24 protein-coding genes are annotated in these 23,897 nt (G+C 63.2%); 10 read left to right on the top strand and 14 right to left on the bottom strand.

The annotated features are described in order from the left end of the window. Nucleotides 1-9: 9 nt before the first annotated feature. From rng to mreB, 5 genes are all read right to left on the bottom strand, one after another. On the bottom strand, nucleotides 10-1,467 hold the full coding sequence (rng, locus tag AC56DI_RS18275) for a ribonuclease G (protein ID WP_496347402.1): 1,458 nt from the start codon (nucleotides 1,465-1,467) through the stop codon (nucleotides 10-12). After that, nucleotides 1,464-2,066, bottom strand: a complete 603-nt coding sequence (locus AC56DI_RS18270) for a Maf family protein (RefSeq protein ID WP_496347401.1) — start codon at nucleotides 2,064-2,066, stop codon at nucleotides 1,464-1,466. Before AC56DI_RS18270 ends, rng begins: the two co-directional genes overlap by 4 nt. 36 nt (nucleotides 2,067-2,102) lie before the next feature. Continuing rightward, nucleotides 2,103-2,591 carry a rod shape-determining protein MreD gene (mreD, locus tag AC56DI_RS18265; protein ID WP_496347400.1) on the bottom strand — a complete coding sequence of 163 codons (489 nt, stop codon included), beginning with the start codon at nucleotides 2,589-2,591 and terminating at the stop codon, nucleotides 2,103-2,105. Further along, nucleotides 2,591-3,517, bottom strand: a complete 927-nt coding sequence (gene mreC / locus AC56DI_RS18260) for a rod shape-determining protein MreC (protein ID WP_496347550.1) — start codon at nucleotides 3,515-3,517, stop codon at nucleotides 2,591-2,593. The genes mreD and mreC overlap by 1 nt, the downstream gene beginning before the upstream one ends. Nucleotides 3,518-3,624: 107 nt before the next feature. Then, nucleotides 3,625-4,665, bottom strand: a complete 1,041-nt coding sequence (gene mreB / locus AC56DI_RS18255; protein WP_324519443.1) for a rod shape-determining protein MreB — start codon at nucleotides 4,663-4,665, stop codon at nucleotides 3,625-3,627. A gap of 263 nt (nucleotides 4,666-4,928) precedes the next feature. Between mreB and gatC the strand changes: the two genes are divergently transcribed. The 4 genes from gatC to AC56DI_RS18235 all read left to right on the top strand — a co-directional run bounded on the left by gatC (nucleotide 4,929) and on the right by AC56DI_RS18235 (nucleotide 8,760). After that, nucleotides 4,929-5,216 carry an Asp-tRNA(Asn)/Glu-tRNA(Gln) amidotransferase subunit GatC gene (gene gatC, locus AC56DI_RS18250; RefSeq protein WP_324519442.1) on the top strand — a complete coding sequence of 96 codons (288 nt, stop codon included), beginning with the start codon at nucleotides 4,929-4,931 and terminating at the stop codon, nucleotides 5,214-5,216. Nucleotides 5,217-5,221: 5 nt separating this feature from the next. Continuing rightward, nucleotides 5,222-6,673: an Asp-tRNA(Asn)/Glu-tRNA(Gln) amidotransferase subunit GatA gene (gatA, locus tag AC56DI_RS18245; protein ID WP_496347549.1), complete on the top strand. Its 1,452-nt coding sequence runs from the start codon at nucleotides 5,222-5,224 to the stop codon at nucleotides 6,671-6,673. Between the two features lie 110 nt (nucleotides 6,674-6,783). After that, complete coding sequence (gatB, locus tag AC56DI_RS18240) at nucleotides 6,784-8,229, top strand: Asp-tRNA(Asn)/Glu-tRNA(Gln) amidotransferase subunit GatB (RefSeq protein ID WP_496347399.1); 1,446 nt, start codon at nucleotides 6,784-6,786, stop codon at nucleotides 8,227-8,229. A 150-nt stretch (nucleotides 8,230-8,379) separates the two neighbouring features. After that, entirely contained in the window at nucleotides 8,380-8,760 is a 381-nt protein-coding gene (locus AC56DI_RS18235; RefSeq protein ID WP_496347398.1) for a septal ring lytic transglycosylase RlpA family protein, read from the top strand. A gap of 12 nt (nucleotides 8,761-8,772) precedes the next feature. Here the strand turns inward: AC56DI_RS18235 and AC56DI_RS18230 are convergent, their stop codons facing one another. Continuing rightward, a complete protein-coding gene (locus AC56DI_RS18230) occupies nucleotides 8,773-9,402 on the bottom strand; it encodes a hypothetical protein (RefSeq protein ID WP_496347397.1) in 630 nt (209 codons plus the stop codon). Between the two features lie 38 nt (nucleotides 9,403-9,440). On the opposite strand from AC56DI_RS18230, the gene AC56DI_RS18225 reads away from it, so the two are divergent. From AC56DI_RS18225 to AC56DI_RS18210, 4 genes are all read left to right on the top strand, one after another. Beyond that, nucleotides 9,441-10,145 carry a TetR/AcrR family transcriptional regulator gene (locus AC56DI_RS18225; RefSeq protein WP_496347396.1) on the top strand — a complete coding sequence of 235 codons (705 nt, stop codon included), beginning with the start codon at nucleotides 9,441-9,443 and terminating at the stop codon, nucleotides 10,143-10,145. 94 nt (nucleotides 10,146-10,239) lie between these two features. Next, the gene (locus tag AC56DI_RS18220) at nucleotides 10,240-10,491 is read left to right on the top strand and encodes a DUF1654 domain-containing protein (RefSeq protein ID WP_496347395.1); all 252 of its coding nucleotides are present in this window, start codon (nucleotides 10,240-10,242) and stop codon (nucleotides 10,489-10,491) included. A gap of 94 nt (nucleotides 10,492-10,585) precedes the next feature. Beyond that, on the top strand, nucleotides 10,586-11,671 hold the full coding sequence (locus tag AC56DI_RS18215; protein ID WP_496347394.1) for a calcium/sodium antiporter: 1,086 nt from the start codon (nucleotides 10,586-10,588) through the stop codon (nucleotides 11,669-11,671). A gap of 16 nt (nucleotides 11,672-11,687) precedes the next feature. After that, the gene (locus AC56DI_RS18210) at nucleotides 11,688-12,065 is read left to right on the top strand and encodes a carboxymuconolactone decarboxylase family protein (protein WP_324519437.1); all 378 of its coding nucleotides are present in this window, start codon (nucleotides 11,688-11,690) and stop codon (nucleotides 12,063-12,065) included. A 28-nt stretch (nucleotides 12,066-12,093) separates the two neighbouring features. Here AC56DI_RS18210 and AC56DI_RS18205 read toward each other — a convergent pair whose 3' ends face one another. The 3 genes from AC56DI_RS18205 to AC56DI_RS18195 all read right to left on the bottom strand — a co-directional run bounded on the left by AC56DI_RS18205 (nucleotide 12,094) and on the right by AC56DI_RS18195 (nucleotide 14,964). Further along, a complete protein-coding gene (locus AC56DI_RS18205) occupies nucleotides 12,094-13,035 on the bottom strand; it encodes an AEC family transporter (protein WP_496347393.1) in 942 nt (313 codons plus the stop codon). 75 nt (nucleotides 13,036-13,110) lie between these two features. Next, on the bottom strand, nucleotides 13,111-13,671 hold the full coding sequence (locus AC56DI_RS18200; RefSeq protein WP_324519435.1) for a response regulator transcription factor: 561 nt from the start codon (nucleotides 13,669-13,671) through the stop codon (nucleotides 13,111-13,113). A 15-nt stretch (nucleotides 13,672-13,686) separates the two neighbouring features. Beyond that, complete coding sequence (locus AC56DI_RS18195) at nucleotides 13,687-14,964, bottom strand: ATP-binding protein (protein WP_496347392.1); 1,278 nt, start codon at nucleotides 14,962-14,964, stop codon at nucleotides 13,687-13,689. A gap of 220 nt (nucleotides 14,965-15,184) precedes the next feature. Between AC56DI_RS18195 and AC56DI_RS18190 the strand changes: the two genes are divergently transcribed. Together AC56DI_RS18190 and AC56DI_RS18185 are read left to right on the top strand one after the other, a co-directional pair. Further along, nucleotides 15,185-15,898 carry an SIMPL domain-containing protein gene (locus tag AC56DI_RS18190; protein WP_496347391.1) on the top strand — a complete coding sequence of 238 codons (714 nt, stop codon included), beginning with the start codon at nucleotides 15,185-15,187 and terminating at the stop codon, nucleotides 15,896-15,898. Nucleotides 15,899-16,071: 173 nt separating this feature from the next. Continuing rightward, nucleotides 16,072-17,775: a phosphoethanolamine transferase gene (locus AC56DI_RS18185; RefSeq protein ID WP_496347390.1), complete on the top strand. Its 1,704-nt coding sequence runs from the start codon at nucleotides 16,072-16,074 to the stop codon at nucleotides 17,773-17,775. On the opposite strand, the gene AC56DI_RS18180 is transcribed toward AC56DI_RS18185, so the two are convergent. The 5 genes from AC56DI_RS18180 to AC56DI_RS18160 all read right to left on the bottom strand — a co-directional run bounded on the left by AC56DI_RS18180 (nucleotide 17,717) and on the right by AC56DI_RS18160 (nucleotide 23,896). Next, on the bottom strand, nucleotides 17,717-18,661 hold the full coding sequence (locus AC56DI_RS18180) for a 5-oxoprolinase subunit C family protein (RefSeq protein ID WP_496347389.1): 945 nt from the start codon (nucleotides 18,659-18,661) through the stop codon (nucleotides 17,717-17,719). The genes AC56DI_RS18185 and AC56DI_RS18180 overlap by 59 nt on opposite strands. Continuing rightward, nucleotides 18,658-19,335 carry a 5-oxoprolinase subunit PxpB gene (gene pxpB / locus AC56DI_RS18175; RefSeq protein ID WP_496347388.1) on the bottom strand — a complete coding sequence of 226 codons (678 nt, stop codon included), beginning with the start codon at nucleotides 19,333-19,335 and terminating at the stop codon, nucleotides 18,658-18,660. The genes AC56DI_RS18180 and pxpB overlap by 4 nt, the downstream gene beginning before the upstream one ends. Next, entirely contained in the window at nucleotides 19,332-20,075 is a 744-nt protein-coding gene (locus AC56DI_RS18170; RefSeq protein ID WP_496347387.1) for a 5-oxoprolinase subunit PxpA, read from the bottom strand. Before AC56DI_RS18170 ends, pxpB begins: the two co-directional genes overlap by 4 nt. Before the next feature lie 239 nt (nucleotides 20,076-20,314). After that, a complete protein-coding gene (locus tag AC56DI_RS18165) occupies nucleotides 20,315-22,687 on the bottom strand; it encodes a PepSY domain-containing protein (protein ID WP_496347386.1) in 2,373 nt (790 codons plus the stop codon). A gap of 102 nt (nucleotides 22,688-22,789) precedes the next feature. Beyond that, a complete protein-coding gene (locus AC56DI_RS18160; RefSeq protein ID WP_496347385.1) occupies nucleotides 22,790-23,896 on the bottom strand; it encodes an alpha-hydroxy acid oxidase in 1,107 nt (368 codons plus the stop codon). Between the last annotated feature and the right edge of the window lies 1 nt (nucleotide 23,897).

The following is a 23,897-nucleotide window of genomic DNA, read 5'->3' as shown; positions in this document are numbered from 1 at the left end:
GCGACAGCCTTAGAGGAGAACGACATCGTACTGCTCCTGGGAATACATACCCTCGACCTGAAACTTGATGGTGCGGCCGATAAAGGCTTCGAGGTCGGCCACATTGCCCGACTCCTCATCAAGCAGGCGGTCGATGACTTTTTGATTGGCCAGCACCATGTAACCCTCAGCCTGATAGGCGCGGGCTTCACGCAGAATCTCACGGAAGATCTCGTAGCAGATGGTTTCCGGCGTTTTCAGCTTGCCGCGGCCCTGGCAACTGCTGCACGGCTCGCACAGCACCTGCTCGAGGCTTTCACGGGTGCGCTTGCGGGTCATCTGCACCAGGCCCAGCTCGGTGATGCCGATGATGTTGGTCTTGGCGTGATCGCGCTCCAGCTGCTTCTCCAGAGTGCGCAACACCTGACGCTGGTGTTCTTCATCTTCCATGTCGATGAAGTCGATGATGATGATCCCGCCCAGGTTGCGCAGGCGCAGCTGGCGAGCGATGGTGATGGCGGCTTCGAGGTTGGTCTTGAAGATGGTTTCTTCAAGATTACGATGACCGACAAAGGCTCCGGTGTTGACGTCGATGGTGCTCATGGCCTCGGCAGGATCGACAATCAGGTAACCACCGGACTTCAGCGGGACCTTACGCTCCAGGGCCTTCTGCACCTCGTCTTCGACGCCATACAGGTCGAAAATCGGCCGCTCACCAGGGTAGTGTTCCAGGCGGTCGGCGATTTCCGGCATCAGTTCTTCGACAAACTGCACGATCTTCTGAAAGGTTTCCCGCGAGTCGATGCGGATTTTCTCGATCTTCGGGCTGACCAGGTCACGTAGGGTGCGCAGGGCCAGGCTCAGGTCCTCGTAGATCACGGTGGGGGTCGATGCGGTCTGCATCTGCCCGCGGATCTGCTCCCAAAGGCGGCGCACGTAGCGAATATCCATGAGGATTTCATCGGCGCCCGCGCCCTCGGCAGCCGTGCGCAGGATAAAACCACCGACTTCGACGATGCCTTCCGAGGCCACACATTCGGCGACCACGCGCTTGAGGCGCTCGCGTTCGGCCTCTTCTTCGATCTTCAGGGAGATGCCGACATGACTGGTGCGCGGCATGTACACCAGATAGCGCGAGGGAATCGACAACTGGGTGGTCAGGCGCGCGCCCTTGGTGCCAATCGGGTCCTTGGTGACCTGTACAACCAGGCTCTGGCCTTCGTGGACCAGGGCACTGATGTTGTCGCTTGAGGCGCCTTCACGGCTGGAGATTTCGCCGGCATGAATAAAGGCCGCGCGCTCCAGGCCAATATCGACAAACGCCGCCTGCATACCCGGCAGCACCCGCACGACTTTGCCTTTGTAGATATTGCCGACGATGCCACGCTTTTGCGTGCGCTCGACATGCACTTCTTGCAGCACGCCGTTTTCCACCACCGCCACCCGCGACTCCATCGGCGTGATGTTGATCAGAATCTCTTCGCTCATTGGACGGTCTCGCTTGGGCGCTGCCAACAGGGGATGCCGAAATCGGCGAGCAATGCCGCAGTTTCGCACAACGGCAGGCCGACCACGGCGGAAAAACTGCCGCAAAGATCACGCACAAACACCGCGCCAAGGCCCTGGATGGCATAACTGCCGGCTTTGTCCTGCGGTTCGCCACTGGCCCAGTAGGCCTCAATCTCGGCCGCACTCAAGGGGCGAAAGCTGACCTGACTGCTGACCACGCGCACCTCGCAGCGCTGACTGTTGGCCAGAGCCACCGCCGTCAGCACTTCATGGGTTTGCCCGGACAAGGCCGCCAACATGGCAAGGGCGTCGGCGCGATCCTGCGGTTTGCCGAGAATCCGCCCGTCCAGTACCACGCTGGTGTCGGCGCCCAGCACCACTGCCGCGCCTGGCACCGCGAGCGAGGCCAGCCCGACCTGCGCCTTGGCACAGGCCAGACGCCGAACATAGGCAGCGGCCGGCTCATTGGGTAACAGCGTTTCATCGATGCTGGTGGGCAGAATGCTGAACGGTACGCCGATCTGTTCAAGCAACTCGCGCCGCCGCGGTGAACCCGAGGCCAGATAAAGCATGGTCATATCAACCTCTCCCTGTTCAGACGCGGTGCTCGCTGCTTAGTTGACACTCAAGCGTTGGCGGATGAGCCGCAGCGCGCCGTAGACCCACGGCCACAACAGCGCACTGACCAGTGCCGGCAGAATAAACAGCAGGGTCGGCGGGCGGTTACCGGTCAGGGCGTTGAGCCACAGCTGTACCAGCTGCGCCAGGCCAAACACCACCAGCAGCACCAGGCTTTGCTGCCACATAGGAAACATGCGCAGACGCTGGTGCAAGCTGAGCACCAAGAAGGTGATAAAGGTCAGGATCAGCGCGTTCTGCCCTAGCAAGGTGCCATACAGCACATCGGCCGCCAGCCCCAGCACCCAGGCCGTGGTCATGCCCACTCGGTGCGGCAACGCCAGGGTCCAGGCCGTCATAAACAGCGCCAACCACAGCGGCCGACCAGTCTCCATAAAGGCCGGCATCGGCGCCACACTCAGCAACAACGCCAGAGCAAAACTGACCCAGATGACCCACAGATTGCGTGAGCGAGGCCCGACCATCAGTGCACCTCCGCAGGTTTAGGCGGCCCGGCCGGCGTGGATGGCGCTGCCGCATCGGCCGCTTCCTGAGCCTTGGCCGCATCAGTGGCACGCTGCTCCGGTGAGCGCGCATCGGTGAACACCAGCAACACATAACGGCTGCGGTTCAAGGCGGCGGTGGGCATGGCTCGAACGATGGCAAACGGCTGGCCGGAGTCATGAATGACCTCAGTTACCGTGGCCACCGGATAGCCCGACGGGAAGCGCTGGCCAAGGCCGGAGCTGACCAGCAGATCGCCTTCTTTAACATCTGCGGTATCGGCCACATGGCGCAGCTCAAGGCGCTCAGGGTTGCCGGTGCCGCCAGCAATGGCGCGCAGGCCATTGCGATTGACCTGAATTGGAATGCTGTGGGTGGTGTCGGTGAGCAGCAATACCCGCGACGAATAGGGCATGACTTCCACCACCTGGCCCATCAAGCCGCGCGCATCGAGCACCGGCTGACCGAGAAAGACGCCGTCTTTTTCACCTTTGTCGATAAGAATGCGCTGGGTGAACGGATTGGGATCAACGCCAATCAGCTCGCCGACCAGCACCTTGTCATCCACCAACGCGGCGGAGTTGAGTAACTCACGCAGGCGCACATTCTGCTCGGTCAGGGTCGCCAGCTTCTGCAGGCGACGCTGCAGCAACAGAGCTTCGGCCTTGAGCTTTTCGTTCTCGGCGAGCAATTCGCTATGGCTGCTGAATTGCTCGGTCACCCCTTGCCACAGACGCACCGGCAAGTCGGCCAACCAGTAGACCGGCGTCAACACCAGACCGAGCTGGCTGCGCACCGGTTTCAGGGTGTCGAGACGCGCGTCAACCAGCATCAGCGCCACCGACAGCACGGTCAGCACCAACAGGCGAACACCCAGTGAAGGTCCCTTGGCAAATAGCGGTTTGATGGCGAGCTCCTCAAAGCCGCAGGTGTCAGGCGCGAAGCCCCGAATAGACGCAAAACGTCAGGTGAGGTAGCAAACCCGACCTGACGTTTTGTCTTACTGCGCGCAGCTTACTCGCTAGACAGCAGGTCCATGGTGTGGCGGTCCATCATCTCCAGCGCCTTACCGCCGCCACGAGCCACGCAGGTCAGCGGGTCTTCGGCAACGATCACCGGTAAGCCGGTTTCCTGGGCCAGCAGCTTGTCGAGGTCACGCAGCAAGGCGCCACCACCGGTCAGCACCAGGCCACGCTCGGCGATGTCGGATGCCAGCTCCGGCGGCGATTGCTCCAGGGCGCTTTTCACCGACTGAACGATGGTCGCCAGGGATTCCTGCAACGCTTCCAGCACTTCGTTGGAGTTCAGGGTGAAGGCACGTGGCACGCCTTCGGCCAGGTTACGGCCGCGTACGTCAACTTCACGCACTTCGCCGCCTGGGTAGGCCGTGCCGATTTCCTGTTTGATGCGCTCGGCGGTGGACTCACCGATCAGCGAACCGTAGTTGCGGCGCACGTAAGTGATGATGGCTTCGTCGAAACGGTCGCCGCCCACGCGGACGGATTCGGCGTAAACCACGCCGTTCAGCGAGATCAGGGCGATTTCGGTAGTACCGCCACCGATATCCACAACCATCGAGCCGCGAGCCTCTTCAACCGGCAGGCCGGCACCGATGGCAGCAGCCATCGGCTCTTCGATCAGGAACACTTCGCGGGCACCAGCACCGAGTGCGGATTCGCGAATGGCACGACGCTCAACCTGGGTGGATTTGCACGGCACGCAGATCAGCACGCGCGGTGACGGCTGCAGGAAGCTGTTTTCGTGAACCTTGTTGATGAAGTACTGCAGCATCTTCTCGCAGACGCTGAAGTCGGCGATCACGCCGTCTTTCATCGGGCGAATGGCGGCGATGTTGCCCGGCGTACGACCGAGCATGCGCTTGGCCTCGGTACCCACGGCCACCACACTCTTCTGGTTGTTGGCGCTGGTACGAATCGCCACTACGGACGGTTCGTTGAGCACAATGCCGCGCTCGCGCACGTAAATCAGGGTATTGGCAGTACCCAGGTCGATCGACAGATCGCTGGAAAACATGCCACGCAATTTCTTGAACATGGGATAGGGACCCTAAGCAACGCGCTGGTATAAATGCACGGGTAAAAAGTGCGGCAAACTCTAACAACGACAGGGATTTTGGGCAAGGCGCCAATATGTTAGATTGCCGCTTTTCCCCGGTCTTGTAGCCCATCATCGCGGCTTATGACCGCAAGAGCAGCATATCGTGCTCGCTCCGCGAATTTTTCTTTGCCCGGCCAGCCCGTCAAACCCCTGCTGACACCGCGTGTTGATTGGCCGCTCTTATTAATTGGAGACCTCCGATGGCGCTTGAACGCTCCGACGTGGAAAAAATCGCTCACCTGGCCCGTCTTGGCCTGAATGACGCCGATATTCCACAAACCACCGCCACACTGAACAACATTCTCGGCCTTATCGACGCCATGCAGGCGGTCGACACCAACGGCATCGAGCCCCTCGCCCACCCGCTGGAAGCCACCCAGCGCCTGCGCGCCGACGTGGTGACCGAAAGCAACCACCGCGAGGCCTACCAGGCCATCGCTCCGGCAGTGGAAAACGGCCTGTACCTGGTTCCCAAGGTGATCGAGTAATGGATATGCAGCAACTGACGCTCGCCGAGATCGCCCGCGCCCTGGCCGCCAAAGAGTTTTCCGCCAGCGAACTGAGCAGCCACCTACTGGCTCGCATCAAGGCGCTGGACCCGCAACTCAACAGCTTTATCAGCCTCACCGAAGAACTGGCCATGAGCCAGGCCAAAGCCGCCGACAGCCGTCGCGCTGCCGGTGAAAGCGGCGTCCTGCTTGGCGCCCCGCTGGCCCACAAGGACCTGTTCTGCACCCAAGGCATCCGCACCAGCTGTGGCTCGAAGATTCTCGACAACTTCAAGGCGCCCTATGACGCCACCGTGGTCGACAAGCTCGCTGCTGCCGGTACCGTAACCCTCGGCAAGCTGAACATGGACGAATTCGCCATGGGCTCGTCCAACGAGTCCAGCTACTACGGCGCGGTAAAAAACCCCTGGGACCTGTCCCGCGTACCGGGTGGTTCCAGCGGTGGCTCGGCCGCTGCCGTGGCTGCACGCCTGATCCCGGCCGCCACCGGCACCGACACCGGTGGTTCGATTCGCCAGCCCGCCGCGCTGACCAACCTCACCGGCCTCAAGCCGACCTACGGTCGCGTCTCGCGCTGGGGCATGATTGCCTATGCCTCCAGCCTCGACCAAGGTGGCCCGCTGGCCCGCACCGCCGAAGACTGCGCCTTGTTGCTGCAAGCCATGGCCGGCTTTGATGCCAAAGACTCGACCAGCGTTGATCAACCGATCGACGACTACCTGGCCGCCCTCAGCCAACCACTTAACGGTCTGCGCATTGGCCTGCCGAAGGAATACTTCGGTGCTGGCCTCGACCCACGCATCGCCGACAAGGTCATGGACGTGGTCGAAGCGCTGAAAAAGCTCGGCGCTACCGTCAAGGACATCTCGCTGCCAAACATGCAGCACGCCATCCCGGCCTACTACGTGATCGCCCCAGCCGAGGCCAGCTCCAACCTGTCGCGCTTCGACGGCGTGCGTTTCGGCTACCGCTGCGAGAACCCGGTCAACCTCGAAGACCTGTACAAGCGCTCCCGTGGCGAAGGCTTCGGTGCAGAAGTGAAACGCCGCATCATGGTCGGCACCTATGCGCTGTCCGCCGGCTACTACGATGCCTACTACCTGAAGGCACAGAAGATTCGCCGCCTGATCAAAAACGACTTCGTCGCTGCTTTTAATGACGTCGACGTGATCCTCGGCCCAACCACGCCGAACCTGGCCTGGAAGCTCGGCGAGAAGAACAACGACCCAGTCGCCCAGTACCTGGAAGACATCTACACCATCACCGCCAACCTCGCCGGCATCCCCGGCCTGTCGATGCCGGCTGGTTTTGTCGATGGCCTGCCAGTGGGCGTGCAACTGCTCGCGCCGTACTTCCAGGAAGGCCGCCTGCTCAACGTCGCCCATCAGTACCAACAGGTGACTGACTGGCATACCCAAGCCCCGGCTGGCTTTTAAGTCATGGCGTAGCCATGCGGCCTTTCCCCCTCGCCCTTTTACAGGGAGAGGGTGGCGCGCAGCGCCGGGAGAGGGTTCGCTCAGGCAGCACAGGATTGAGGAATACACAGATGCAATGGGAAACCGTAATCGGCCTGGAAATCCACGCCCAACTCAGCACCCAATCGAAGATCTTTTCGGCCAGCGCCATCACCTTTGGCGCCGAGCCCAACACCCAGGCCAGCCTGATCGACCTCGGCATGCCCGGCACCCTGCCGGTGCTCAACGCCGAAGCCGTGCGCATGGCCTGCAAGTTCGGCCTGGCGATTGACGCCGAAATCGCCGGCAAGAACATCTTTGCCCGTAAGAACTACTTCTACCCGGACCTGCCCAAGGGCTACCAGACCAGCCAGATGGACCACCCCATCGTCGGCAAGGGCTTCCTCGACATTACCCTGGAAGACGGTACCCAAAAGCGCATCGGCATCACCCGCGCGCATCTGGAAGAAGACGCCGGCAAGAGCCTGCACGAAGACTTCCACGGCATGAGCGGCATCGACCTCAACCGTGCCGGCACGCCGCTGCTGGAGATCGTCTCCGAGCCGGACATCCGTTCCGCCAAGGAAGCAGTGGCTTATGTGAAGGCCATGCACGCCCTGGTGCGCTACCTCGATATCTGCGACGGCAACATGGCCGAAGGCTCGCTGCGCTGCGACTGCAACGTCTCGGTGCGTCCGGTCGGTCAGGCCGAGTTCGGCACCCGGGCCGAGATCAAGAACGTCAACTCGTTCCGCTTTATCGAAAAAGCCATCAACCACGAAGTGCAGCGGCAGATCGAGCTGATCGAAGACGGCGGCAAGGTGGTGCAGGAAACCCGCCTGTACGACCCGAACAAGGACCAGACGCGCTCCATGCGCAGCAAGGAAGAAGCCAACGACTACCGTTACTTCCCCTGCCCGGACCTGTTGCCGGTAGTGATCGAGCAGAGCTTCCTCGACGAAGTTCGCGCCACCCTGCCAGAGCTGCCGGTGCAGAAGCGCGAGCGCTTCCAGGCTGAGTTTGGCCTGTCCGCCTACGACGCCGACGTGCTGGCCGCCAGCCGCGAACTGGCCAACTACTTCGAAGCCGTGAATGCCGTATGTGGCGACGCCAAGCTGGCCGCCAACTGGGTGATGGGCGACCTCTCCAGCCTGCTCAACAGTGGCAACCTGGAGATCGAACAATCGCCGGTGTCGGCCGAGCAACTGGGCGGCATGATCCTGCGCATCAAGGACAACACCATCAGCGGCAAGATTGCCAAGATGGTCTTTGAAGCCATGGCCAACGGCGAAGGCAGCGCTGACCAAGTGATCGAGGCCAAAGGCCTCAAGCAGGTCACCGACAGCGGCGCCATCGAGTCGATGCTCGACGACGTGCTGGCCGCCAACGCCGAGCAGGTCGAACAGTACCGCGCCAGCGACGAAGCCAAGCGCGGCAAGATGTTCGGCTTCTTCGTCGGCCAGGCCATGAAGGCCTCGAAAGGCAAGGCCAACCCCGGCCAGGTCAACGAGCTGCTGAAGAAGAAGTTGGAAGGGTGAGCCCCTTCTTTTCCAGAAACAGTCAACGCATGCGTTGACCCGGCGAACGACCGGCCATGAATGGCCGGGCCGGAAATCCTTACAAGCCAAGGATGGCTTGCCATAACAACGCCGGGCATGCCCGGCGTTGTTTTATCTGGAGCGAACACCATGTGGCGCACACTGATGATCGGCAGTTTGCTTGGCCTGCTGAGCGGCTGCTCCGGACTGCCGTTCGGCCAGAGCAGCGACCACCCGGACTACAGCGCCGAAGGCAAGGCGTCCTACTATGGCGCCAAACACCATGGCAAACGCACCGCCAGCGGCGAGCGTTTCGACCAGAACCAACTGACCGCAGCCCACCGCACCCTACCCTTCGGCTCACGAGTTCGCGTGACCAACCTCAACAACGACAAAAGCGTGCTGGTCCGCATCAACGACCGCGGCCCTTACGCCCGCAGCCGCCTCATCGACCTCTCCCAAAAAGCCGCCGAGCAACTCGACATGCTGCGCGCAGGCGTCGTTCCGGTGCGGGTTGAACGTGTCGACTGAGGACGAACGAGGTTAACGATAAAACTGCGAACCCATTTCGCGACTTGCCGCCTCGGTCGCCGACGCATCAAACAAGCGCGTGGTGTAGGCCGCATTCAGCCCCGCGGTTTCGGTTGGGAAGTAATCGGTGACGAAACGGCGGGCGTTTTCCAGCGTATCAAAGGCATAGAAACCACCGACCGATTGGTTATCCACACCACTCAACCAGGTTTTGTGCAGCAACCCGGGCTGCGCCCGAAGAATAGGGTTCATGGTGCGCCAAGGCGCCTGATCAAACGGGACCGAAACCTGCACTTCGGTGTAGACGAATGCACCCGGCGTGCGGCTGGCGATACCACCGAAGTGCACCGAATTCAGCTGTCGGCTAGCCTCCTCGACCACGTCCATGGCAAACACCCGAGTCGTTTGCGCTACGCCAAATTTGCGGGCTTCTGCCGGGAAGTAGCCGGTGACGAATTTTTTCGCGTTATCGATTGAGTCGAACTCATAGAAACCTCCCAGTGACAGGTTCGCCACCCCAGACAACCAGGTTTTATTGTTCAACCCCGGCTGCCTGAGTAACTCAGGGTTGAGCTCGCGCCACGGCGCCTGCTCGAATGGCAAAGCGATTTGCAACTCGGTATAGACAAAAGCCTTCGACATAGCGGTATCCCTATAGATTGGCTAATCCAGTCACAGCCATGACCAGAACGACCATCAAGATAACGATCGTTATTTTAAAATACATAACGATCGTTATCCGAACAAGTATAATTTCCACTCAGCACCCAACGAAGGAGCGATTCGTGTCGCGATCCGAACAGAAGCTACACACTCGCCAGCGCATCCTCGAAGCGGCAGGCCGCGGCTTTCGCCAGGGCGGTTTTGGTGGCATAGGTGTCGATGGTTTGGCAAAAGCGGCCGGGGTCACCTCCGGCGCCTTCTATACGCACTTCGACTCTAAGACCGCCGCGTTCCGCGAGTCCGTTGCACGGGGTATGTCGGACCTCAAGGAGGGCATACGCCATTTTCAAACCAGCTACGGGCCGACCTGGTGGACTGAGTTCGTGAAGTTTTACTTGGGTGCCAAGCGCAAGTGTGAGCTGCCCGAAAGTTGCGCCTTACAAAGCCTTGCACCTGAAGTGACGCGCTCCGATGCGACAGCCCGGGCGGAGTTCGAAACTGAATTGCTTGCGGTCGCAACCCTGATCGCAAGCGGGCCCGCAGCCACGGACGCACCCGTCACTATCGGTGCAGCAATGGCCGCACTGAGCACACTCGCCGGCGCGGTCACCCTCGCCCGAGCGGTTTGCGATACGGCAGTGGCCGAGCAAATAGTCAGCGCAACAGAGCACGCGCTGTTGCCCACTCAGGCCATAGCGCACCCGGTGACTAAGGGTAAATGACTGACACACCGCCACCCTTCGTGGCTTGACCTGACATCGGCGCGCCTGACAATATACTGTATGCATAAACAGTTATATTTCAGGAGTCCTGCGTATGGCCGCCACTAAATCTGCCGCTGTAAAACTACCCAGCCCCTACGAACTGCTGGCTCAACGGGTGCAGAAAATCATCAACTCGCCCAACGCCCAGAAGGCCAAAGCCGCGCTGATTAGCAAGCACCCCGATGACTCGGATGACGACTGGGCACAGCTCTTGGGCGAAATCGCCGAGAACGACAACGTCACCCTGGCCCACCGCGACGATGGCGCCGTGCAGTTGTTCTGGCAGTCGCCCTGCGAGGACTGACGCAGGCGCAACATCAGGCAACAATGCGCACCCGCAGGCGCTGGCGAGCCGTTACAGATTGGGTAAGCTAGACGGACTTTTTTGGAGCGCAATCATGTCCTTAATGACCATCATCTACCTGATCGCCGGCCTGGTGCTGCTGGTGGCCGGCGCAGAAGTGCTGGTGCGCGGCGCCGGCAAGCTGGCCGCCCAGTTTGGCATTCCGCCGCTGATTATCGGCCTCACCGTGGTGGCCTTCGGCACCAGCGCGCCAGAGACTGCCGTCAGCGTGCAGGCCGCGTTGGATGGCAAGGGCGACCTGGCCATCGGCAACGTGGTCGGCAGCAACATTGCCAACGTGCTGTTCATCCTTGGTCTGACGGCGCTGATTGCTCCACTGGTGGTCTCGCGCCAAATCATCCGCCTGGACGTACCTATCATGATCGGCGCCAGCTTGCTGACCTGGGCACTGGCCTGGGACGGTAGCCTCAGTCGCCTGGATGGCGCTCTGCTGTTTGCCGGCATCCTGGCCTACACCGCCTTTCTGATCATCAGCAGCCGCCGGGACAAGACCGCTGCGGCAGATGATGAGTTCGCCACCGAGTTCGGCCTCAACGAGGCGCCCAAACCTTACGCCGGGCTTATCAACCTGGGGCTGATCCTGGTCGGCCTGGTGCTACTGGTCAGCGGCTCCAACTTTCTGGTCGAAGGCGCCGTCAGCCTGGCCCGCGCCCTCGGTCTGTCGGAGTTGGTGATCGGTCTGACCGTGGTGGCTGTAGGCACCTCCCTTCCAGAACTGGCCACGTCGCTGATGGCCGCCATCAAGGGCGAGCGCGACATCGCCGTGGGCAACATCGTCGGCAGCAACATCTTCAACCTGCTCTGCGTCCTCGGCCTGGCCTCGCTGGTATCGCCAAGCGCCATCCCGGTGGCGGCCAATGCCCTGGCCTTCGACTTCCCGGTGATGATCGCCGTGGCCATCGCCTGCCTGCCGATCTTCTTCAATGGCTACTGCATCAACCGCTGGGAAGGCGCCGTGTTTGTCGGCTACTACGCGCTGTACACCGCCTACCTGGTCTTGCACAGCACAGCTGCACCCTGGCTGGGCGCCCTGCAACAGGCCATGTACAGTTTCGTCTTGCCGCTGACGGCCATTACCTTGCTGGTGATTGGTGCCCGTGCCTGGCAGCGCCAGCGCTGAATCTAGGAGTTATTCGATGAGCAATGAAAAACCCAGCGGCCTGCAAGTACGCCGCGAAGTCATGGGCGACGCTTTCGTCGACCGCGCCTTGGGCAACGCCACTGCGTTTAGCCAGCCGCTGCAGGATTTCGTCAACGAGCATGCCTGGGGCGGTGTGTGGAACCGCGAGGGACTGGATCGCCGGACCCGCAGCCTGATCACCCTATCGGCCCTGACCGCACTCAAGTGCAACCAGGAGATCAAAGGCCATGTGCGCGGGGCGCTGAACAACGGCTGCACGGTCGAGGAAATCCGCGAAACCCTGCTGCACTGCGCTGTCTATGCCGGCGTGCCGGCAGCCATCGACGCCTTCCGCGCAGCCCAGGAAGTGCTCGACGAGGTGCAGAAGGCCTAAGCTTCGCCGTCGCACACCTCAGCTCAACCTACACCCAGCCCAGCCACTGCAAGGCCAACAGGCCGAGGTTGATGCTCAGCACCGAGCCCAGGGTGGTGAGCACGATAATCACCGCTGCCAGTTGATGGTTGCCGTCGATGGCCTTGACCATCACATAGCTGGCGGCGGCCGTCGGGCTGGCAAAGTACACGAACAGAATCGCCAGATCGGCCTGACGAAAACCCCAGCACCAGGCGCCCAGCGTGGCCAGCACCGGCAACCAAACCAGCTTCATCAGGCTGGAACTGACCGCCACCCCACTGCTCTCGCGCAGCGCCGCCAGGCTCAAGGTACCGCCGATGCAGATCAGCGCCAGCGGCAGGCTCATCTGGGCAAAGTAGCCGGCCGAGGTGAGCAACCACTGCGGCAGGCTGATCTGCCACCAGGCAAAAGGAATGGCCGCCAGCACGCCGACGATCAGCGGATTGCCGAGAATGCCTTTGAGCAAACCCAGAGGCGTGGTCTTGGCTTGCGGGTTGTAAATCGACAGGACAATCACCGCCAGGGTGTTGTAGCTGAGAATCACCAGCCCACCCAGCACCGCGCCCACCGACAAGCCGTAGTCGCCATACATGCTGCTGGCCAGCGCCAGGCCGACGATGCCGTTGTTACCGCGAAACGCGCCCTGCGTATACACGCCGCGATCGGCCTGAGGGCAGCGCCAGATCGCCCAGCCCCAGGCGAGCAAAAAACAGCCCACGGTCGCCAGCAGGAAATACAGCAACAAAGCCGGTTGCAGGGCCTGACTGAGGTCGGCCTGGACGATGCCGAGAAACAACAAGGTCGGCAGCGTGCCGCGAAAGACCAAGGTCGAGGCGGTATTGATAAAGCCCGCGTCGATCAGCCCCAGGCGCTTGAGCACCACACCAAGGAACAGCATGGCAAAAACCGGCGCGGTGACGCCGATGGTTTGCTGGACAACGGCAAGCATGCAAGCCCCTAGCGCACGGAGAAGTAAACCCAGAAAGACGGATAACCCCGGCAGCCTGCCGGGGCCAAACGACGTTTAACGCCGCACGGGGCGCTTCTGCAGTTTGCGCTGCAAGGTCCGCCGGTGCATGCCCAGGGCGCGGGCGGTGGCGGAGATATTGCCTTCGTGCTCACCCAGCACGCGCTGGATATGCTCCCACTGCAGACGGTCCACCGACATCGGGTTTTCCGGCACCAGGGTATCGAGATCGGCGTGTTCGGACAGCAGCGCCGTCAGCACGTCGTCGGCGTCCGCCGGCTTGCACAGGTAATTGCAGGCACCGCGTTTGATCGCCTCCACGGCGGTGGCGATGCTGGAATAACCGGTGAGGATCAGCACGCGCATTTCCGCGTCCAACTCGTGCAGCTTGGGCAGCAGCACCAGGCCGGAGTCGCCTTCCATCTTCAGGTCGAGCACCGCGTACTCGGGCAAATCTTCGCGAGCCAGGGCCAGGCCAGCCTCGGCCGAGCTGGCGGTACTCACACGGAAACCACGGCGCGCCATGGCCCGCGCCATCACGCGGGTAAAGGTCTCGTCATCATCCACCAGCAGCAGGTGGGGCAGCTCTTCGCTGTCGATCGGGGCTTCGTCGCTCATGGAATTCCTCGTGTTTCAGATCGGCCCAAAGCCGGCGCCAAACGCGCGCGGCAAACGCAATTCAGTCAGCGTGCCGCCTTCTTCATGGTTATACAGTTTTACCGTGCCGCCAGCGCGGGTGACGCTGGCCTGGCTAAGAAACAGGCCCAGACCGAAACCTTTGCCCTTGGTAGTGAAAAACGGTCGACCAAGCTGCTCGGCAATCGCCAATGGCACGCCGGCGCCGTGGTCACGAATGCTCAGACGCGTCCACTGGGCATCCCAGTTAAGCGTGATATCCAGGTTGTCCGGGCAAGCATCGGCCGCATTATTGAGCAGATTGAGCAGCGCCTGGGTCAGGTCGGTGGGCGGCATCAAGCGCGGCGACGTACCCAACCCGAGCACCTGAAAGCGGTAACTGGCCTCGGGACGCATGAGGTGCCAACGACGCAACACCGACTCCAGCCACTCGCGCGCAGTCTGCTCATGCACGGCCTGACGGCGGTCGGCCTCGGCGGCACGCACCAGCTGCTGCAGGCTCTGTTTGCACAGCTGCACCTGTTCCTGCAGCACCGCCAGGTCTTCTTGCAACAAGGGGTTCTGGTGCTCCTGGCGCAGTTCTTTGATCAGCACACTCATGGTCGCCAACGGCGTACCCAATTCATGGGCGGCGCCAGCGGCCTGAGTGGCCACGGCGAGGAGTTGCTGATCGCGCATGCCCTCCTCGCGGCGCTCGGCCTGCAGCTGGTCCTGACGGCGCAGCGCGCCGGCCATCTTGACCACGAAGAAGGTAATAAAGGCCGCCGACAGGGCGAAGTTCAGCCACATACCGAACAGGTGCAGGCTAATCAGCGTGGCCTCATGCTCGATGCCGTGCAGCTCCAGCGGGTGGTACCAGATCAGCAGGCCGGTGTAACCCGTCAATGCCAGCCCACTGAGGGCCATTGAATACAGCCACGGCAAGGTCGCTGCAGCGATGGTCAGCGGCACCAGATAGTAAGAAACGAAGGGGTTGGTGGAGCCGCCAGCGTAGAACAGCAGCACGCTGTGAATGACCAGGTCACACGCCAGCTGCAGCGCATACTCCTGCTCGGTCACCGGCCATGGGCCTTTCAACCGCAGGCAGGTGCAGGCGCAGAGCAGCGCTGAGACGCACAGGGTAATGCTCAGCGGCAGCCAGGGCAGCGGCAGTAGGTCCGACAGGTAGGCGAACCCCACCGAGCCGGCTTGCGCGGCCAGCACCAGAATGCGGATCAGCGTCAGGCGCCAGAGGTTTTGTCGGCTGGCGGACAACAGCTGCGTGGGTGCGTGCATGACTTCTCCAAAAGTGCTCCGCGCCAGAGCGCAGCGAGTATACCCAAGCCGCCGCTATCCGGGCCTCCCCCGTGACAAGCTGCGGCAACTCGCCGCAGCCGCCAGAGCGGCTAAATTGATCCAACCGTCAACTACGGAACCCACTGCTGCACCTGGCAGTCAGAGCAGCGTAAGCTCCCCTTTTGCGCCTGTCGGCGCCCACCGTGCATAAGGAATCCGCATGCCCAGCCAAGCCCAAACTGCCAGCGCCCTCGGCCTGACGCTCGCCGCCCTCATCAGCCAGCCGCTGCTCGCCGAGGAAGCCCGCTACAACCAAGTGGCCCTGCGCGCCGAAGTCAGCCAGGAAGTGGCCCACGACCAGATGCAGGTCAGCCTGTACAGCGAAGCCCAGGACAAAGACCCGGCCAAGCTGGCGGCCCAGATCACCCAGACCATCAACCAGGCCCTGACCCAGGCCCGCGCCAGCAAGGGTGTGACCGTCAGCCTGGGCAACCGTAACAGCTACCCGATCTACGACGGCGACAACCGCAAGATCAGCGCCTGGCGCGAACGTGCCGAGCTGCGCCTGGAAAGCGCCGACTTTGCCACCCTTTCGCAACTCACCGGGCAACTGCTGCAGCAACTGAAGATGGGCAACATGAGTTTCAGCATTGCCAGCGCCACCCAGAAGAAGACCGAGGACGCCCTCCTGCAGGACGCCATCAACGCCTTCAAGGCCCGCGCCCAACTGGCCACCAACGCCCTCGGCGGCAAGGACTACAAACTGGTCAGCCTGAGCCTCAACGGTGGCGGCTTCCAGGCACCAATGCCGATGCGCATGGGCGCGATGAAAAGCATGGCAGAGGCCGATGCCGCACCGACGCCGGAAATCGAAGCCGGCAGCAGCCAGGTCAGCGTCAACGCCGACGGCGTGATCGAAGTCCTGATGCCTTGACCCCCGCGCCGGCCGCCAGGCCGGCGCATCGTCACCCGCGGGGCAACTGCAAACCGGCCCCGCAACGCTTTGTCCGCTAATTTTTCACGACTCATTCAGTTCTGCCTGGGTAACTTCGCGCCCCATCAAGCAGCTGCTATTCAGCTGCCCGCGCAGAGCCGAGCTGAACCCCGATGCTGAAGATCAAAGCCATTCGCCCCGAACTGCTGACCCTGCTGGCCAGCGGATTTTTCCTGCTCGCCTTCAACCAGGCGCTGTGGCAACACCTATTGCAAATCACCCATGCCGACGCCCAGGGCTGGCTGCTGCGCGGCGCCTTTGTGCTGCTGATTCTGGCGGTATTCAATCTGGCGCTGACCCTGCTGGCGTTTCGCCGGGCACTCAAGCCGACGCTGACCGTGCTGCTGCTCTGCGGTGCCGGTGCGGCCTATTTCATGAACCAGTACGGCACCCTGATCAACAAGGAGATGCTGCGCAACATCGCCGAAACCAACCCCAGCGAAGCCTTCGACCTGCTGTCGCTGAAGTTCGCCGCCTACCTGCTGTTGCTCGGCGTGCTGCCCAGCTGGCTGGTCTGGCAAACCCCAGTCAACTACCGCGTCTGGCACCGCGAACTGCTAAGCAAAGTGGCCGTCATGACTGGCTGCGTTGCCATGCTCGGCGGCGTGGCACTGGCCAACTACCAGGGCTTGTCCTCGCTGTTTCGCAATCACCATGAACTGCGCCTGATGGTCACCCCGAGCAACATCGTCGGCGCCACCTCGGGCTACCTGCGCGAACAACTGGCCAGCGCCAAGCAACCTTTCAAGGTGATCGCCAGCGATGCGCTGAAATCCCCCAGTTGGCAGGCCCACCCGCGCAAATCCCTGACCGTGCTGGTCATCGGCGAAAGTGCCCGCGCCGAGAACTTCGGCCTGCTCGGTTACGCCCGCAACACCACCCCCGAGCTGAGCCAGGAAGATGACCTGATCAGCTTCGATAATGTGTATTCCTGCGGCACCGAAACCGCAGTATCGGTGCCCTGCATGTTTTCCAACATGGGCCGCGACGGCTACAAGAGCGCCATCGCCAAGAACCAGGACAGCCTGCTGGATGTGCTGCAGCGGGCCGGCCTGAATGTGCTGTGGCGCGACAACCAGGCCGGCTGCAAGGGCGCCTGTGACCGCGTGACCCTGGAGGACTTGAGCCAGGGCCACGACCCGGCACTGTGCAACAGCGAGGAGTGCTTCGATGAAATTCTGCTGAGCAACCTGCAGACCTATATCGACAACCTGCAACAGGACAGCGTGCTGGTCCTGCACCAGATGGGCAGCCACGGCCCCGAGTACTTCAAGCGTTATCCCAAGGCCTTCGAGAAGTTCACTCCGGTGTGCGCCAGCAACGCGCTGAACGAATGCAGTCGGGAAGAAATCGTCAACGCCTACGACAACACCATTCTCTACACCGACCACGTACTGGCGACCCTGATCGACCTGCTGCGCAAGAATCAGGACCAGCTCGACAGCGGCATGCTCTATCTGTCCGACCATGGCGAATCACTGGGCGAGTACAACCTGTTCCTGCACGGTGCGCCCTACCTGATGGCGCCGGAGCAACAGCGCCACGTGAGCATGTTTGCCTGGTTCTCCAAGGGCTACCAACGCGACTTCAATGTCAGCAGTCAGTGCCTACGGGACGAACATGAGCGGCCGCTGAGCCACGACAACCTGTTCCACTCCATGCTCGGCTTGTTGCAGGTCGACACCCAGGCCTATGACGCCCGCCTCGACCTGTTCGCCAATTGCCGCAGCCAGTCAACCGCAGATCAGGCGCTCGCGCTCACTCACGGAAAAAACGATAAAACTCGCGTAATTCATCCTGCGCGTCACTCAGGCTGACCGCAGTAAAGCGCAGTTCGTGGTGCGCCGGGCACTGGGCCAAGCGGCCGAGATCGAGCGGATGCAGCCAGCCCAGTAGCGGGTAGCCGCCCATGGTCTGGCGGTCGGCCAGCAGGATGATCGGCTGACCATCGGCCGGCACCTGAATCGCCCCGGTACTCACCCCTTGCGACCATTGCCGCGCCGGGGCCAGCGCCGGCACCGTCAGTGCCGCGCCACACAGGCGGGCGCCCATGCGATCCGCTTGCGGGCTGAGTTGCCAGGGTTGGGCGAAGAAACCTTGCAGCTGATCCTCGCTAAAGCTCAGGGCGTCGCCGCCGGTGATCACTCGCAGCAGTGGCCGAGCGTGGTAGTCAGGCACATAGGGCCAGGGCACACTGGCCACGCCGGGCAATTGCGCGCCCGCGCAGCGCAACCAATCGCCCGCTTGCAGGGCCCGGCCATCGCCATGCAAACCGCCCAAACCATCACGCTGCTGGGTGGCGATGCTGCCCAGTTGGGTCGGCCCGTTAAAGCCACCAGCCACCGCCAGGTAGGCGCGCTGACCGCTGCGGGCATAGCCCAGGTGCAATAGCTGGCCGGCACGCACGGCGAAACGTGACCACTTGGCCTGGGGCACACCATCAACCTCAATGACCACGTCGGCGCCACACACTGCCACCCAACTATCGACCCGACTGCGCAGCTGCAAACCGCCCAGGGCGACCTCCAGCAGCGGCGCGCCCCAGGCATTACCGAGCAGGTGATTGGCCCAGGCTGCCGCGTGCAGGTCCAGCGGCCCAGCGGGCGATACGCCAAGGTGCTGCCAGCCCAGGCGCCCGGCGTCTTGCAGCAAGCTCATGGGCCCCGGCTGCAGCACCTCGAAGCCGTTCTCGGAGCCGTTCATAGGTCGCCGCCCTCGGCGCGGTAGGTGTGCTGGTCGATGGCGACAAAACGCACCCGATCACCCAGCGCCAAACGGCATGGCTGGGCAGCCTGCCAGTCAAACAACGACCACGGACAACGCCCGAGCAGATGCCAACCGCCGGGCGAAGCCTGGGGATAGATCGCCGTTTGCCGCTCGGCAATCGCCAGGCTACCAGCCGGCACGTGGGTGCGTGGGGTGCTGCGCCGGGGCAATGCCAGGCGTCCATCCAGTTCACTCAGGTAGGCAAAACCCGGTGCAAAGCCGATGGTGCCGACCCGGTACTCGACGCCACTGTGCAAGGCGATCACCTCACTCACACTCAGCTCGCATGCCGTCGCGACGGCGGCCAGGTCCTCGCCGGCATACCAGATCGGCAACTCCAGCAAGGGCGTCGGCGCGAACTGCGGCGCCTCGGCCAGCCAGGCCTCCAGCAAGGGCGTGAGCTGCTGCACCAACTGCGGATGACTGATGCGCAACAGGTCGTAATGCACCAGCAGGCTGGTCCAGGCCGGTACCAGATCGACCAGCACCGGCCCCAGCTGCTGAGCGATACGCTCAGCCAGACGGGCGATGCGTTGCGGCAGTTCGGCATCCGGCTGTTCGGCCAGCACCAACAGCAGCGCCTCGGCGCCGGCCGGCTCGATACGGATCACTGCGCATCCAGCAGGGCGCGCAGGCGCCGCAACACCGCCAGCGACTCGGGATTGTCACCGTGCACGCAAAGGCTGTCGGCACGCAGCTGCACAGGCCGACCGTCAATATCGGCAAATGCCTGGCCGGCGGCAATCGCCAGGGCCTGACTGAGGATCTGCTCACTGCGCTGATACACCGCGCCCGCCAAACGGCGCGGCACCAGCTGGCCATCGGCCTGGTAGGCACGGTCGGCAAAGGCTTCGAACAACAGCGGCACCCCGGCCGCCGCCGCCAGACGCTGTTCGCGGCGATTGTCGGCCAACGCCAGGACCATCAGCGGTAAGCCGGAACGATAGCGGGCACAGGCCGCCAGCACGGCCTCGAACAACTCGTCGCTGCGCAGCAGGTCGTTGTACAAGGCGCCATGGGGTTTGACGTAGGCCAGTTGGGTGCCGGCCGCGCGACAAAAAGCATCCAGCGCACCGAGCTGATAAAGCACCAGCGCCTGCACCTCCTCGGCCGAGCAGGCCATATGGCGGCGGCCGAAGCCTTGCAGATCGGGATAGGCCGGATGGGCGCCGATGCTCACCCCATGGCGCACCGCCAGGGCCACGCTGCGCTGGATGGTCAGCGGGTCGCCTGCATGAAAACCACAGGCCAGATTGGCCTGATCCACCAGCGGCATGGCATGGGCATCGTCGCCCATCTGCCAGGCGCCAAAGCTTTCGCCCATGTCGCAATTCAAGAGGATTCTGTTCATCCGCCAAGCTTAGTGGGGCAATGCCAAGCCGGGAAGCGCCTGGCCGGATAAATGCCGGCGCAGGCGCTTAAAGGCTTCGCGGCTAAAGCCGCTCCCACAGAGTGCACTGCCGTAGGATGGGTGGAGCGCAGCGATACCCATCAACCCGAACGCCCCAACGGCATGCCCCTTAACTGCATGGGTATCGCAGGCTCAACCCATCCTACCAATGACCGCGCCTACGCTAGCCGTGTGCCGACTCAGTAAACATCGCGCCGGTAGCGACCTTCTTCTATCAGCGCCTCAACCTGAGCGTCGCCCAGCACCTCGCGCAACACCGCATCCACACCGCTGGCCATGCCATCGAGGCTGCCGCAGACGTATATTGCTGCGCCCTCGGCGACCCAGCTGCGCAGGTGTTCGGCGGCCATGCGCAGGCGATCCTGCACATACACCTTGGCGGCCTGATCGCGGGAAAACGCCAGGTCCAGACGCGCCAGTTCACCACTGGCCAACCAGCCGTCCAGCTCCTCGCGGCAGTAGAAGTCGTGGGCGGCATTACGCTCACCGAACAACAGCCAGTTGCGCGACCGCCCGGCGCCGATGCGCTGCTTGAGCAGGCTGCGCAGGCCGGCCAGGCCGGTGCCATTGCCGATCAGGATCAGCGGGCAATCCGCTGCTGGTCCATGAAAGCCACTGTTACGCCGCAGCCGGGCCAGCAGCGGTTGCTGCAGCGCGGCGCCGGCCGTCAGCCAGCCGGAACCCAGGCCCAGGCTGCCGTCTGGGTGACGCTCCTGGCGTACCAGCAACTCCAGCACGCCATCAGCGGGCAGCGAGGCGATCGAATACTCACGCACGGCCGCCTCCGCGTGGTTGCCCGGCTGCACCTCGAGCAGGTCGCCGGCCTGCCAGTCGGCGGCGGTCGGCGGCTGCAAGCGCAGAAGAAAGGTCGGCGCGCCGCTGCTGCCGGGGTTCAGGCATTGGCGGTCGAGCAAGCGCCACTCGCCAAACGGCTGCTCAGCCATGGCTTGCAGCGGCGCACCCGTTAAACCGCTGAGTTGCTGTTGCCAGTGCGCCAGTGCGACCGCGTCGCCGTTGTCCACTTCCACCGGGCTGAACAGACTGTTGGCGCCCTGCTGTTGCAACCAGCCATGCAGGCGCCGGGCAAAACCACAGAACTGTTGATACTGGCGATCACCGAGGGCCAGTACGGCGTAGCTCAGGTCCGCCAGGGCCAGCTCGCGGCCCAGCAAACTGCGCTCGAAACCACGGGCGCTGTCCGGCGCCTCGCCGTCACCGAAGGTGCTGACCACAAACAGCGCGCGGCTGGCCTGGCGCAGCGCTTGGGCATCCACCCGCGCCAACGGCTGCACCTGCACCGCGATGCCGGCGGCCTGCAACTGCCCGGCTGTGCGCCAGGCCAGTTGTTCCGCCAAGCCGCTTTGGCTGGCAAAACCCACCAGCCAATGCTGACCCGCAGCCGATGTGCCCAGGGCACCGCGAGCCTGCTTGATCGCGCGCTTCTTACGGCGACGATCGAGGTACAGCAGCCAGCCGGTGATAGCGAACAGCGGCATGCTCAGACTGGCCAGGGCCATCAGGATGCGCCCGACCAAGCCGAAGTATTCGCCCACGTGCAGGGCATAGACGCTGGCGAGCAACTGGGCGCCGAAGGGTTTGTCGGCATAGCGCTCATGGCGCTGCACCTGGCCGCTCAGCGGGTCGAGCGTTAGCTGATTGAGGGCGCGTGGATGCTCGGCATCCTTGAGCAGGTAGAACACCGTGGCCGGCTGGCGAGCCACCGGTGGCAAGCGCAGGTTCCAGGCTACTAACTGCGGCCCGGCGGCTGATTGCAGACTGCTCCAGAGGGCGTGGTAGTCGACGCTCGGTGGCGGCCCCTGGGGCGCATCACCCGGACGACCACGGCGCTCGCCCGGCTTGCCGCCCTGCTGGCCGGCCGGGGCGTCACTGAGCAATTGAGTCATGCCGTCGCGGTACCAGCCATAGGACCAATACAAACCAGTGAGGCTGGCGCACAGGTAGAACGCCAGGCACCAGGTGCCGGCCACTGCATGCAGATCCCAGTTGAACGCGCGGCCTTTTTTCGCCCAGTCGAGGGTCAGCCAGGCACGCCAGTTCAGCGCCTGTCGCGGCCAGCGCAGGTACAGGCCGGAAAGGCAGAAGAACACCAGCGCCAGGGTGCTGGCGGCGGTGATCTGCTTGCCCGTCTCGCCCATGGCCAGGAAGCGGTGCAGCTGCAGCATCAGGTCGAAGAAGGCCTTGCCGCTGGGCTCGGCCAGCAGCTCACCGCTGTAGGGATTGAAGAAGCGCATCGGCCCGCGACGCTCACCGGGCTTGGGGGTGAAGAATACCCGCGCGGCGCTGTCGGCCTGGGTATCAATCCACAGACCGCTGACCGTCTTGCCGGCCGCGGCCTCGATTTTGCTAACCAACTCGGCCGGCGCCAGGATGCCCGACTCGCGTACCTCGACCCGTAGCACTTCGGGGTTGAGGGCGCCCATGATCTCGCCCTCGAAGGCGTACAGCGCGCCGGTTACACCCATCAGGGCCAGCACCAGGCCGGCGCTGATGCCGAAGAACCAGTGCAATTGAAACAGGACTTTCTTGAACACGAAAAACACCTTGGTCAGTGGGCCATGCCCGGAGCGGAGCACAGTCTAGATGCGAAGCATTTGCATCCAATGCAGGTTTACCCAGCCTTTACCTTCGCCCGCTCAGCGCGCGTGCGCCGGCAGCAACAGTTCGGCGGTGATGTCTGCCAGCTCGCGACAACCACACAGCGCCATGGCCACTTCCAGCTCCTCGCGCAGCAGCTTGAGCAGGTGCGCTACGCCCAGGGCGCCGGCCGTGGTCAGGGCGTGGATATAGGGCCGGCCGATCAGCACTGCATCCGCACCCAGGGCGATGGCCTTGAGCACATCAGTGCCACGGCGAATGCCGCCGTCCACCAACAGCAGGGCGTCTGGACCTAGGGCCTGGCGAATGGCCGGGAGCATCTTCACGGCCGGCAACTGGCTGTCCAGCACCCGGCCGCCGTGATTGGAGACGATCACCCCGGCGGCGCCGGCCTGCATGGCCAACTGCGCGTCCTGGGGATGCAGGATGCCCTTGAGCAGAACCGGCAGCCGGCTGTGCTGACACAGCCAGGCCACATCGGCCCAGTGCGGCGCCAGCGCCAGCAGGCCATCGAACACTGCACTGCCACCGGCTGGCAGCTCCGGCAATACGGGCGGCGCCTCGATATTCACTGCGGCAATCCCGGCGGGCAGTTGAAAGCCCGTCCGTTGCTCGCGGTTGCGAATACCGGCCACCGGCGCGTCCACCGTCAACACCAGGGCCTTGTAGCCGGCCGCGGCGGCACGCTCGGCCAACGCCAGGGTGCGCGGGCCATCGCCTTGCCAATACAGCTGAAACCACAGCGGCCCATTACCCGCCTCGGCCACCTCCTCCAGCGCCGTCGAGGCATAGGAGCTGAGCACCGCCGCGCCGCCCATCACCCCGGCGGCCAGGGCCGTGGCCCGCTCGCCTTCAGGATGAAACAACTGCTGATAGGCCACCGGCGCCAGCAGAATCGGGTGTTGCAGGGTGTAACCGAGCAGCTGGCAACGGGTGTGGCCGCCGCGCAGGTCGCGCAGCAGACGCGGCAGCAGCGCCCAGTCCTGCCAGACGTTCAGGTTGGCCTGGCAGGTCAGCTCATCCGCCGCGCCACCTTGCAGGTAGGCCAGGGCATTGGCATCCAAGCGCTGCAGGGCATGCCGCTGGTAATCGCAAGCCGCCACCAGGTCAGGGGCAATCACATCGAGGGCCGGTAACCGGGTCATC

Source organism: Pseudomonas sp. BGA-UO-ETr-WB11 (assembly GCF_059567785.1).
Note: the sequence above shows the minus strand (reverse complement) of the source record. Positions and strands in the feature narration are given on the sequence as shown.